Origin of the sequence: Anoxybacillus sp. FSL W8-1294, assembly GCF_037965005.1 — a bacterium.
Lineage (GTDB): Bacteria > Bacillota > Bacilli > Bacillales > Anoxybacillaceae > Anoxybacillus > Anoxybacillus flavithermus_G.
In genome coordinates this window covers 1031691-1044071 of the sequence record NZ_CP150179.1, presented here as the reverse complement: position 1 = coordinate 1044071, position 12381 = coordinate 1031691, and the positions used below count along the sequence as shown (strand labels likewise).

Annotated in this window: 18 protein-coding genes; all 18 read right to left on the bottom strand. The window is 41.6% G+C overall.

Features of this window, described 5'->3' with window-relative positions; translation table 11 throughout:
* Positions 1–132 precede the first annotated feature (132 nt).
* Complete coding sequence (locus NSQ23_RS05550) at positions 133–1005, bottom strand: polyprenyl synthetase family protein (protein WP_339173584.1); 873 nt, start codon at positions 1003–1005, stop codon at positions 133–135.
* 2 nt (positions 1006–1007) lie between these two features.
* Complete coding sequence (locus NSQ23_RS05545; protein ID WP_004889602.1) at positions 1008–1220, bottom strand: exodeoxyribonuclease VII small subunit; 213 nt, start codon at positions 1218–1220, stop codon at positions 1008–1010.
* Positions 1217–2557: an exodeoxyribonuclease VII large subunit gene (gene xseA / locus NSQ23_RS05540; protein WP_192949112.1), complete on the bottom strand. Its 1341-nt coding sequence runs from the start codon at positions 2555–2557 to the stop codon at positions 1217–1219. The genes NSQ23_RS05545 and xseA overlap by 4 nt, the downstream gene beginning before the upstream one ends.
* Before the next feature lie 23 nt (positions 2558–2580).
* Positions 2581–3432, bottom strand: coding sequence for a bifunctional methylenetetrahydrofolate dehydrogenase/methenyltetrahydrofolate cyclohydrolase FolD (folD, locus tag NSQ23_RS05535; protein WP_339173581.1), 852 nt, complete (start codon positions 3430–3432; stop codon positions 2581–2583).
* Positions 3433–3455: 23 nt separating this feature from the next.
* Positions 3456–3842, bottom strand: coding sequence for a transcription antitermination factor NusB (gene nusB / locus NSQ23_RS05530; protein ID WP_004889599.1), 387 nt, complete (start codon positions 3840–3842; stop codon positions 3456–3458).
* A 121-nt stretch (positions 3843–3963) separates the two neighbouring features.
* Positions 3964–4359: an Asp23/Gls24 family envelope stress response protein gene (locus NSQ23_RS05525; protein WP_004889598.1), complete on the bottom strand. Its 396-nt coding sequence runs from the start codon at positions 4357–4359 to the stop codon at positions 3964–3966.
* Between the two features lie 21 nt (positions 4360–4380).
* Positions 4381–5733: an acetyl-CoA carboxylase biotin carboxylase subunit gene (accC, locus tag NSQ23_RS05520; protein ID WP_064214086.1), complete on the bottom strand. Its 1353-nt coding sequence runs from the start codon at positions 5731–5733 to the stop codon at positions 4381–4383.
* A gap of 13 nt (positions 5734–5746) precedes the next feature.
* Positions 5747–6247 (bottom strand): acetyl-CoA carboxylase biotin carboxyl carrier protein, encoded by a 501-nt coding sequence (gene accB / locus NSQ23_RS05515; protein WP_004889596.1) that lies wholly within the window; start codon positions 6245–6247, stop codon positions 5747–5749.
* A gap of 189 nt (positions 6248–6436) precedes the next feature.
* Positions 6437–7000, bottom strand: a complete 564-nt coding sequence (locus NSQ23_RS05510; protein WP_004889595.1) for a SpoIIIAH-like family protein — start codon at positions 6998–7000, stop codon at positions 6437–6439.
* Positions 7001–7012: 12 nt separating this feature from the next.
* Entirely contained in the window at positions 7013–7579 is a 567-nt protein-coding gene (gene spoIIIAG, locus NSQ23_RS05505; RefSeq protein WP_004889594.1) for a stage III sporulation protein AG, read from the bottom strand.
* A 6-nt stretch (positions 7580–7585) separates the two neighbouring features.
* Complete coding sequence (gene spoIIIAF, locus NSQ23_RS05500; RefSeq protein ID WP_004889593.1) at positions 7586–8164, bottom strand: stage III sporulation protein AF; 579 nt, start codon at positions 8162–8164, stop codon at positions 7586–7588.
* Positions 8165–8171: 7 nt separating this feature from the next.
* The gene (gene spoIIIAE / locus NSQ23_RS05495; RefSeq protein WP_064220659.1) at positions 8172–9332 is read right to left on the bottom strand and encodes a stage III sporulation protein AE; all 1161 of its coding nucleotides are present in this window, start codon (positions 9330–9332) and stop codon (positions 8172–8174) included.
* Positions 9333–9336: 4 nt separating this feature from the next.
* The gene (spoIIIAD, locus tag NSQ23_RS05490; RefSeq protein WP_268915724.1) at positions 9337–9738 is read right to left on the bottom strand and encodes a stage III sporulation protein AD; all 402 of its coding nucleotides are present in this window, start codon (positions 9736–9738) and stop codon (positions 9337–9339) included.
* A 6-nt stretch (positions 9739–9744) separates the two neighbouring features.
* Positions 9745–9951: a stage III sporulation protein AC gene (gene spoIIIAC / locus NSQ23_RS05485; RefSeq protein ID WP_004889589.1), complete on the bottom strand. Its 207-nt coding sequence runs from the start codon at positions 9949–9951 to the stop codon at positions 9745–9747.
* A gap of 15 nt (positions 9952–9966) precedes the next feature.
* Complete coding sequence (gene spoIIIAB, locus NSQ23_RS05480) at positions 9967–10479, bottom strand: stage III sporulation protein SpoIIIAB (RefSeq protein WP_004889588.1); 513 nt, start codon at positions 10477–10479, stop codon at positions 9967–9969.
* Positions 10480–11403 carry a stage III sporulation protein AA gene (gene spoIIIAA / locus NSQ23_RS05475; RefSeq protein ID WP_339173573.1) on the bottom strand — a complete coding sequence of 308 codons (924 nt, stop codon included), beginning with the start codon at positions 11401–11403 and terminating at the stop codon, positions 10480–10482.
* 12 nt (positions 11404–11415) lie between these two features.
* Complete coding sequence (locus NSQ23_RS05470; RefSeq protein WP_004889585.1) at positions 11416–11688, bottom strand: YqhV family protein; 273 nt, start codon at positions 11686–11688, stop codon at positions 11416–11418.
* A 135-nt stretch (positions 11689–11823) separates the two neighbouring features.
* On the bottom strand, positions 11824–12381 hold the full coding sequence (gene efp, locus NSQ23_RS05465) for an elongation factor P (RefSeq protein ID WP_003394108.1): 558 nt from the start codon (positions 12379–12381) through the stop codon (positions 11824–11826).

Genomic DNA, 12381 nt, shown 5'->3' with positions numbered 1-12381 from the left:
TCATACAATTTTATGTATTTTAATTATACAGATAAACATGTTTGTACGCAAAAAAGAGCCGCTTACACGAACGTGTGAACGGCTAACATTTCTTTTCCACTATACCACATGTTTCTTCTTTCCTCAATGCTCTTAATGATCGCGTGTTTCGACAATATCACAAATATAATGTAATAGCGACGCATCAATTTTTGCTTCATCAAGAAGTTTGCGCGCTTCTTTCATATGATCGCAAAGTTTTTTCTTTGCCCCATCAAGCGTCAAAAGAGAAGGATACGTCGATTTATCGTTTTCAATATCGCTTCCTACTTTTTTTCCGATCTTTTGTTCGTCTCCTTCAATGTCTAAAATGTCATCGCGAATTTGAAACGCTAAACCGAGATGGCCAGCAAATAATGTTAACAACGTTAATTGTTGTTCTGTTGCTTCACCTAATATCGCACCTGCTCGAACGCTATATTGCAACAACTTTCCAGTTTTATGGCGGTGAATGTATTCTAATTGTTGCAAACTAATTGTTTTTCCTTCTCCTTCAAGGTCGGCTACTTGTCCGCCAACCATTCCTTCGGGTCCAGCTGCTTTTGCTAATTCAGAAATAAGACGAACTTTTACATCCGATGAAATGGTTTTGTCATCTGCAACTACTTGAAAAGCGTATGTCAGTAACGCGTCGCCTGCTAAAATCGCATTCGCTTCACCAAATACTTTATGATTTGTCGGTTTACCCCGCCGTAAATCATCGTTATCCATGCTCGGCAAATCGTCATGAATAAGTGAATACGTATGAATCATTTCAAGCGCACAGGCAACAGACATACCGATGCCAATTGGTTTACGAAATGCATGTAACGTTGAGAGCAACAAAAGAGGGCGAATCCGTTTTCCTCCTGCTCGCAACGAGTAGAGCATCGCTTCTTTAATTGTTTCGGGTGCTTGCAACGATTCAATATACGTCGGTAGCTGCTGTTCGATTTGCTCTTTATATTGTCGCAATAACCGTTCCACATTTATTCCTCCTGCACTGTAAACGGTTCAAGCTGTCCATCTTCCCGTAAAATAAATTCCATTTGTTTTTCCACTTGTTGTAGCTTGTCGTGACAAAACTTCGATAATTTCATGCCCTCTTGAAAAAAATGAATCGCTTCTTCAAGCGGAACGTCCCCTTCTTCTAACTTTTGCACAATTTCTTCAAGTTTGTTCATCGCTTCTTCAAACGTCATACGTTCTCCTCCTCAGTATTTGAAACAATACAATGTGCGCGCCCGTCTTGAAAGCGGATTTGAACACGATCCCCTGTTTGCAATTGTTTTACTGTCTTAATGAGCGTTTCTTGCTCATCATACGCGAGGCTGTAGCCACGTTCCATAATTTTTAATGGGCTGAGCGCATCGAGCTTCGTCATCGTTGTTACAAGCGACCATTTTTTTTGTTTCATCACATCGTTCATATTACGAACAATTGTTTGTTGTAACGTACGAATGCAATCAGCCGCTTTTTCGATTCGCGATTGTGGATGATGTGCAAACAGTGTCAGTTGCAACTGTTGGAGTTTATGTTCTTTTTGTTTTAACATATCGTTCATTTGTCGTTGCAATCGGTCAACAAGTATATCTAACTGCTGCTCTTTTTGTTCGTAAAGCCGTTTCGGATAGCGAAACGCATACGATGAACGCAACGATTGAAGCCGTTTTTGTTCCGCATTTAACCGTTCTTTCGTCGCTCGAATGAGACGAGCTTGTTGGTCGGATACACGCGAAAGCAAATCTGCGACATGCGGCACAGCAAGTTCCGCCGCCCCTGTCGGCGTCGGCGCACGCAAATCCGCAACAAAATCAGCGATCGTATAGTCTGTTTCATGTCCGACGGCAGAAATAATCGGAACGCGCGAGGCAAAAATCGCTCGCGCCACGATTTCTTCATTAAACGCCCAAAGTTCTTCAATCGAACCTCCACCGCGTCCGACGATGAGCACGTCAATATATCCGATATCATTTGCTTTTTGAATCGATTGAACGATCGATAACGGAGCTTGCTCCCCTTGAACGAGCGTCGGAAATAGAATCACCTTTGCGAGCGGATAGCGGCGGCGAATCGTCGTTAAAATATCGCGAATCGCTGCCCCCGTTGGCGATGTTACAACACCAATATGTTGCGGGAATTTCGGAATCGGCTTTTTATGCTCTTTAGCAAATAGCCCTTCCTGCTCTAGTTTCTTTTTTAACTGCTCATACGCTAAATAAAGCGCACCAACACCATCCGGTTGCATCTCTTTTACGTATACTTGATACGTTCCGCTTGGCTCGTATACGGAGATTTCACCGCGAACAAGCACAGTCATTCCGTTTTCTGGTTTAAATGTTAGTTGGCGATTATGCCCTGCGAACATAACGGCTTGAATGCGCGCTTGTTCATCTTTTAACGTAAAGTACATATGTCCACGCGAATGATATGTAAAGTTGGAAATTTCACCTTTAATCCATAAATCTTGCAAATGGGGATCGACTTCAAATTTCCGCTTAATATACTTCGTTAACGCTGCAACCGTTACGTACCTCATCTCTGTCACAAAAACAACCTCGCTTATTTATGTTGTTCACGCGCTGCTTGCACCGTGTTGTGCAACAGCATCGTAATCGTCATCGGTCCGACACCTTTTGGCACAGGAGTAATGTAGCTTGCTACTTGTTTTACATCATCAAAATCGACATCTCCGCATAACTTTCCATTTTCTAGTCGATTCACACCGACGTCGATTACAATTGCTCCTTCTTTCACATAAGAAGACGTAATAAGTTTCGGTTTGCCGACCGCAACAATTAAAATATCTGCTTGGCGTGTGATCGCTTCTAAATCGTTTGTTCGGGAATGGCAATATGTGACTGTCGCATGTTCGCGCAAAAATAGTTGACCGACCGGCTTGCCGACGATATTACTTCGTCCAACGACAACGACATGTTTTCCTACAATATCAACTTGCAAAGATTGAACCATATACAAAATACCATACGGTGTACAAGGCAAAAACGTTTGTTGCCCCGTCATCATTCGTCCGACGTTTAACGGATGGAAACCATCGACATCTTTTTCGGGCGCAATCGCTTCAATCACATGTAGCTCATTGATTTGCGGTGGCAACGGCAATTGCACTAAAATGCCGTGTATTGAGCGGTCTTTGTTTAGACGAGCAATTTGCCCTAGCAAAAACGATTCGGATATGTCATTTGGAAAAGTCAGCAAAACAGAACGAATTCCAATTTCTTCACATGCCTTTTGCTTCGCTTTTACGTACGATTGTGAAGCAGGATGATCTCCAACAAGAATAACAGCTAACGCTGGCTCAATACCTTCTCGTTTTAACTGTTCGACTTCTTTTGCTAACTGCGCTCGCTTTTCTTTTGCTAATTCAAAACCGTTAATGATTTGTGCTGCCATAAATCCTTCTCCCCCTTATTCTTTTAAGACAATGTTTCTTTTATTTTTGCAAGCACGCCGTTAATAAAGCGACTTGATTTTTCATCGCCAAATACTTTGGCTAACTCAATAGCTTCATCCATACTTACACTCAACGGGATATCATCCATATATTTCATTTCGAATACAGCCATACGTAAAATCGAGCGATCGACGTTTGCGACACGCTCTAACGTCCATTTTTCTAAATGTTGGCGCAATAAATCATCAATTTCTTTTTGGTATTTAACTACACCAAAAACAAGCATCTCCATAAACGGATCTGTTTCTTCTTCAATGACGTTCGCAACCGCTTCGTGTGGCTCAATGCCTCCTACGTCAATTTGAAACAATGCTTGTAACGCTTTTTCTCTTGCTGTATGCCGCTTCATGACCAAAACCCTTTCTATCATATTGTCGAAAATTATATCATGATCATAACATATTTCGACGAAAGAAAACACTCACCTATGGAAAAAGGGCGATCCCGTAAACGAGATTGCCCCCTCTTCTTTATTCGACTTCCGATTCTTGTTTCGATGACTCGAATTGAACGCCGACAATATGAACGTTCACTTCAGCTGTCTCTAGCCCTGTCATCGTCAACAATGCTTGACGAACGTTTTCTTGAATTTTTTGTGAGACGGTTGGAATGGACACACCAAAGTTCATGACACAATAAATATCAATGATAATGCCGCGGTCTGTTAAGTCGACTTTTACACCTTTACCGTGATTTTTTTTCCCTAATCGCTCTACAACACCGGCAGCAAAGTTGCCGCGCATTTGTGCTACACCCTCAATTTCAGATGCCGCAATGCCGGCGATGACTTCAATCACTTCCGGTGCAATTTCTACTTTTCCTAGACCGTTGTGGCCATTTTCCATTTCCAATACGTGTTCAGACATAACAAATGCCCTCCTTTATCATTAAGAGTTCATTACATCGTATGTTTCTAAAAACTTTGTATTAAAGTTTCCTTCGACAAACTTTTCATGCTCGAGCAATTTCAAATGAAACGGAATCGTTGTATGAACTCCTTCAATAACAAACTCACTCAATGCGCGTTTCATACGTGCGATCGCTTCTTCGCGCGTCGGTGCATGAACGATCAGTTTGGCAATCATCGAATCGTAATACGGCGGAATCGTATAACCTGGATAAGCAGCAGAATCCACCCGCACGCCAAATCCCCCTGGAGGCAAGTACATTTGAATTTTCCCAGCCGATGGCATAAAGTTTTTCGCAGGGTTTTCCGCGTTAATACGGCATTCGATAGACCAACCGTTAAACGTCACATCTTCTTGTTTCAGCGTTAATTTCTCACCAGAGGCAATGCGAATTTGCTCTTTAATTAAATCGACACCTGTCACCATTTCTGTTACAGGATGTTCTACTTGGATGCGCGTGTTCATTTCCATAAAATAAAACTGGCGATTGCGATAATCGTAAATAAATTCAACTGTTCCTGCTCCTGTGTATTGAACGGCTTGCGCTGCTTTGACAGCTGCTTCCCCCATTTTTTGCCGCATTTCTTCATCAAGTACAGGAGATGGAGTTTCTTCTAGTAATTTTTGCAAACGACGTTGAATTGTACAATCGCGCTCACCAAGATGAATCACATTTCCATATGAATCGGCTAACACTTGAATTTCCACATGACGAAAATCTTCGATGTATTTTTCAATATACACCCCTGGATTTCCAAACGCTGTTGCTGCTTCTTGTTGTGTGATCGTAATTCCTTTAATGAGCTCTTGCTCATTTCGAGCGACTCGAATGCCTTTTCCACCGCCACCTGCAGTTGCCTTAATAATAACAGGATACCCGATTTCGTTCGCTAGCGCAATTGCCTCGTCAATGCTTTCAATAATTCCTTGTGAACCAGGAACAATCGGAACTCCAGCTTGTCTCATCGTCTCACGTGCAACATCTTTCGTTCCCATTTTTGTAATCGCTTCCGGACTTGGTCCGACAAACGTTACGTTACACTCACGGCATAGCTCAGCAAAATCAGCATTTTCAGCTAAAAAACCATATCCTGGGTGAATGGCATCACATTGGGTTAACGTTGCCACACTCATGATGTTTGTGAAATTCAAATAGCTGTCTTTAGACGTTTTTGGACCGATACAATATGCTTCGTCTGCTAATTGAACATGAAGCGCTTCACGATCGGCTTCTGAAAATACAGCAACCGTCTCGATGCCAAGTTCTTTGCACGCCCGAATAATTCGAACAGCAATTTCCCCACGATTGGCGATTAACAATTTTTTTATCATCTCGATCGCTCCTTTATTCAGGCTTCACAAGGAATAAAGGTTGTCCATATTCAACGAGCTGGCCATTTTTCACAAGCACTTCTACAATTTCTCCATCGACTTCTGCTTCGATTTCGTTAAACAATTTCATTGCTTCAACAATACATACGATCGTATCTTTTTTCACTTTATCGCCAACTTTTACGTACGGTGCTGCATCTGGCGATGGCGCTGCATAAAACGTACCGACCATCGGCGAGGTAATCGTATGTAAGTTTTCTGTTGCAACAACTTGTTTTTCCGGTCTCGCTTCTTCTTTCACTTCCACCTTTTCAACGACTGGTGTCACCGGCGTCTGTTGTTGAACGACAGCTGCCGGCGGCACGTCTACTTTCGGTGGAGCAACGACGACTTGTTCAGCTGCTCCAGCTTTTTTCATTTTAATTTTGGAGCCATCGTGCTCGTATACAAACTCCACAATGTTTGACTCGTTTACTAATCGGATTAATTCGCGAATTTCTTGAATTTTCAACATCGACTTACACCCCTCGCCCCATCATTTGTAGAAAAGATTATACAATACCATGATACGACACACCTTTTCCATTATTCAATAAAATGATAAGAAAATGTTAGAAAATTTATATCTGGTCATAAAAACAATTATTATTATATAGTATTATAAAATTTATTTTCAACCGAAAAAAAATAACCGGATTTCCGGTTATTTTTGGAAACGAACAGCTACGTCTTGTACGCGGCCGAGTTCGCTTTGAACGAGCTGAATGATTTCATTCGCGGCTTTTTTCGAATGTTCTTTTGCTTTTACTGTAATATGCACTTGATTTTCGTGAACGCGAACGAGCGCATCGTCGTATCCTTTCGATTTAATTAACGTTTCTAACACTGCTTCTTTTTCTGCAATGTTCGATAGTTGTTGCAACTGATCAATCGCCTTGCTTTTTTCTTCGGCAGATACGTTATTGGAAGCGACAATGGCATTGAGTTCTTGACGTAACTTGCTTCGCTCATCCTCAATTTCGAGTCGAAGCGCCGTAAATAGATCGTCGCTTCCTGTATTCGTTTGTTCAACAGTCACGTCTTCCTCATTTGCGACTTCTTCTTTCATCGCTTCATCCGTCGGTGTTAAACCTTTTTCATTGTTTGCCTCTTCCTTTTGTTCAAACGCTACTTGCTCTGTAAGCTGAGGACTTGTTACATAATACACCGATAAAACGACAACTAAACTAAACATAGTTAACAACCAAACCGTTTGTTTTTTCAACATATGTTCTCCCCCTTACTTTTTTGGTAAAACAGCAACGCGATGGCTTGGAACGTTCAACGTTCGCGTCACTGCTTCGACAATCCATTTTTTCACTTGCACTTGATCGGCTCCTTTCGCAACAACAAGCACACCACGAATTTCCGGCTTTTTCGTTTGCAAAACGAGAGGTGTTTCTTCGTCCCCTTTGCGCACGATCACAATTTTTTCGTCTGTTGATTCATCCTCGATTTGACGCTTTCCTCCTTCTTTATCTTCTTCCATCGTTCGCTTTTTTTGAACGGTTGCATTTTTTTCAAGTACGTTTCGCTCTGTGGCATCAACATTTACGATCACTTTTACTTCACCAACGCCAACAATCGCTTCAAGCGCTTCTTTTAGTTGTTGTTCGTATCGTTCTTCATAGTCGGCAATTTGCTTTAATTTTTTTTCTTCATCTGATTGGCGAAATACAGCTTGAGTTGCTTCTTGCTGAACTTGTTTGGAAGAAGAAAAGTTGAACACGTTGCCAAAAATCATAAACGATAAGCCGAAAACGAAAAGGATGACGATCAATCCGTTTTTTTCAATCCATTGTTTCACCCCTCCCTACTCCCTCCTTTCTAGATGAATCGTAATCATCTCTGGATCCACTTCCCACATATGCGCTAAAAAGCGGGCAATGTCGTCATGTTGTTCCGTTGTTGATGGTGATGATTGAATGCGAATGGGCTTGACAACAGAAGTCGCTTCTTCTGCCAACTCTACCGTAATTGCCTCAATCGGAGGTGGGATTTGGTCTGATTCCCCAATCGTTAATGAAACGTCCGTCACCGTTAACCCATATGTGCGCATCAACTCCTCAGCCGCTGTGTTCTTTAGCTGGACAGCCATTTGTTCTAAAATATATGCACGTTGCGAGGCTTGTATTTCTTTTTTCTTTCTTTCAATGTCATTTTCAATCGTTTCGTTTTGTTGTCGCTGAATGGAAGCAAACCACGTATCTACGTTCCCGTGAAACAAATGAAGAAGCGGAGAAAATAAAATGAAAATAAACAATAGGCCGACGACCATTTTTACATACTTTTGAAACGAACCGTTTGGTAAAATCAATTCAATGACAACAGCTAGCAAAATAAATGTAATGAGATGAGAAATCCATTCTGTCAAGAGTCCCACAGCGTCCATTCCCCTTTCAGCGAACCATCATCGTTAAATTTCCTGCTGCAATGATGACGGTCATACTTAAAAAAAACATAAGCGATACGATCATCAAAGCAACAAGTACATACATAATGCTTTTGCCCATGATGCTTAAACAGGAAATGACGATGCCGCCTCCCATCGGTTGTAATATAGCAGCTGCTAGTTGATAAATAAGCGCGATGACTAAAATTTTGATCGCTGGAAACGCTGCAATTAAGAGCAATAAAGCGACTCCGAACAACCCAACTGTATTTTTTAATAAGACGGAGGCAGTGACGACGGTGTCAGCAGCATCAGTGAACATTCGTCCAATAATGGGAATGAAGTTTCCTGCGACAAATTTAGCCGCCCGTATCGCAATTCCATCGGCAATGGCGGTTGTCGCTCCTTTGACAGACAACACGCCGAAGAAAATCGTCAACATGATCCCGAGTGAACCGACGCTAATGTTGCGCAACAAATTTGCTAGTTTTGTTACTTTATAATGTTCGCTCAACAAGCTAACAATGCTTAAAATTGTCGCTAAAAACAAAAGCGGCAATGAAAAACGCTCAACGACCGTCCCTGTTATATTCATAAAAAACAGCACAATCGGATGGAAAAAGGCAACAGATACAACTCCCCCTGATGACGCCATAAGCGCCAGTAAAATGGGTAAAAGCGCAATCATAAAGCTTGTCATCGTCTGAATAGCTTCTTTCGCATACGTCACCGCAACATGAAAACTATTTAATGCGATAATCATAAGCACCATATACACAACCGCATGCGCCACTTTGCTCACAGCGTGATATGAAAATGCGTTTTGTAACGATTGTAAAAATAAGCTAAATATCGTTAGTAAAATAAGCATACTTAGCAATTTTCCATTCGCCATAAGCTCATACAATAAAAACTTTATAAACGCCTGCAACCATTCGCTGAGCGACAGTTCTTTTTCCCCGTTAATAAACTGCCAAAACGATCCTTTTTGACTTTCCGGCAGTAGCCCTCCGTATTGTTGAACGATATGATCCCAATATTGCTTGATCGACTCTACCCCAACTTGTTCTGCTTGTTGTTTGACTAGCTCATTTGTTGGCGGTGAAGCTTGTACAATAGAAGGCAAGAAAAAAAGAAGAAAGAAAAATAAGATCGGAGCGCGCTTCATGTCATCACCCCTTCATCGGAAGAAAACTCAAAATGGTTTCGATTAGAGCAGTTAAAATTGGGATGGCCATCGCTAAAATTAAAATTTTCCCACCAAGTTCAATTTTTCCCGCAATCGCTCCCTGTCCTGCATCTTTTGAAATTTGTGCACCAAACTCCGCAATATAGGCAATGCCAATAATTTTCAAAATCGTTTCAACGTACACCGTTTGAACGTGTGCTTCATTCGCTAACGTTTGAACCATGCGAAAAATGTCTTGGATGCGATCAATTAAGAATAAAAAAATAACTGTTCCGACAAACACAGTCAGCAAAAGCGAAATATTCGACTTATGTTCGTTTAAAATCGTCACTAAAAACGTGGCAATCAATCCAAGTCCAACAATTTGTAAAATATCAATGGGTATTCCCTCCTAACTTTGAAACAAAAAAACGGATTTAATTTTTTGAAATAAGTCTTGGACGATCGAAATAACTAAAAATAAAATATAAATAAACCCTAGTAATGTAACCCATTGAGCATATTCCTTTTTTCCGAATCCTTCTAACACCGTATGCAAAAAAGCAACGACAATGCCTACACCAGCAATGCGAAAAATTAAATCAACGTCAACGCCCATTTTGAATGTCCTCCTCTACATGAGTAAAAGCACGATGAGAATGCCCGTTAACACGCCTAAACTTTTCATCATTTTTTCATAGCGCTGTTGTTTTTCAATGGCATCCCCTTCTTCTCTCTCTAAATGCACCATCGTTAAGCGAATGTAATTTTGTTGAATTTCATGATCGTACTGTCCAAGCGTCTCGCCAAACTGCTTCATAATTTCCAATTCCCCTTCTTTTAAAGCGGTCATTTTCCATATTTCATGTAAACTTTCTTCCCAAGCTTGACGTGCGTTCATCGTTCCTTTTTGCAACTTTTGCGCAAACGATTCAAACAACCATGACAACGGTTTCGATAGTTGCTGGGATAAGCGAAGGGAGGCGTCTATTAACGGTGTATGCCCGTACATAATTTCTGCTTCAAGCGCCTGTAACGCCATTTTTAACTGACGCAACTGTTTTGTACGCTCTCGTAAAAGTCGCGATGCTTCAAAACCGGACCATGTCGTTGCTAATATGATGCATAATGCTCCGATCCATTTCATTTACATCACACTCATCTTTCGATATACGTCGCGACCGCTTGAATCGCGAATGGCTTGAATCGTCCCAGGACGTCCGATATTCGTCAATTCAACAAAGCGCTCAAATACAGCTTGTTCTATAATCGGACGCAGCGATGGACGCTTCATTAAATCGTCCAAATGGCGACCGTGCGCTGTCATAAATAAGCCAACTCCTGCATGAACCGCTTCTAAAATAGCCGTACAATCCGCTTCGCTTCCAATTTCATCGACAACAAGAACGTCCGGGCTCATCGAACGAATCATCATCATCATCCCTTCTGCTTTTGGGCATGCATCGAGCACATCGACACGGCATCCGAATGTAAATTGCGGAATGCCTTTGACACAACCGGCAATTTCTGATCGTTCATCGACAATGCCAACTTTTCGAGGAGCAATATGTTGCTCTGTCACTCCACTACTGACGATGCGCGCAATATCACGAAGGAGTGTTGTTTTTCCTGTTTGAGGTGCGCCAATGATGATCGTATTCATCCATCGTCCGTCGTATAAGTAAGGAAGAAGTGGCTCAGCTATGCCGATTTGTTGACGGGCCATTCGGATGTTAAATGACGTAATATGTCGAATCGCTTTTACTTTTCCGTCTTCTACAATCACTTTTCCGGCTAAACCGACGCGATGCCCACCTTGAATCGTGATGTAGCCTTTTTTTAACTCTTCCTCGATTGTGTAAAGAGAATATTGACTTAGTTTATTTAATAGTTCGACACCTTCTTCCGTTTGTACAACATGCGGACATATGTACGACCTCCCACCAGCAATGACTTCCAGCGGCCGATGAATACGAATGCGAATTTCTTCAATCGTAGACCGGGGAAAAATAGAAAACGATTGAATGGCATCAACAAGCGTTTTAGGCAATATATTCAACACTGCTTGCATTCTCTTCCCCCCTCATTTCACGACATAAATACCGATCAATATACATACAACTCCAGCGCCGATCCATGCGAGCTTAAATAATGATAGCTCATTCGCTACTGCCACAAGCCCAATCATCATGACAACGAAAAAAATCGTCGGACCGACAACCGCAAGCAATGTGTTGACCGCAAGCGCCTTTTTTACGTCGTTGAACGACAACATAACGATCGCTGCGCTTAACTCAATTGCTGCAGATAAAAAACGTAACCCTGCCATCGTCCAAACCGTTGCATCAGTTTTCATCGCATCCTCCTTGTACAACAGTGCTAGTACAACGTATGCAGAAATGAGACAATTCAGAAGTATAGAGAGGAAAATTTGTGGGGGATGTACAAATAAAAAATCGCCCTGCTTTTTTTGCAGGACGATTACTTTTTATTATGCACGTGATACGTATGTGCCGTCTGTTGTGTTAATAATTAATACATCGCCTTCGTTGACGAAGAACGGTACTTGAACGACAAGACCTGTCTCTAACGTTGCTGGTTTAGAACCACCTGATGCTGTATCACCTTTAATACCTGGCTCTGTTTCAACAACTTTTAACTCAACGGTGTTTGGCAATTCGACACCAATCGTTTCGCCTTGATACATCATAATAAATACTTCCATGTTTTCTTTTAAAAACTTTAATTCATGTTCAATTTGTTTCGCAGGTAGTTCAATTTGCTCGTATGATTCCATATCCATGAACACATGTTGATCGCCGTTTGCGTATAAATATTGCATTTTGCGGTTGTCGATTTGTGCTTTGCTTACTTTTTCACCTGCGCGGAACGTTTTTTCTTGAATTGCACCTGTGCGCAAGTTACGAAGTTTTGAGCGAACGAACGCCGCCCCTTTTCCTGGTTTCACATGTTGGAATTCGATGACGCGCCAAATGTCACCGTCGACTTCAATCGTTAAGCCTGTACGAAAATCGTTTACTGAAATCAT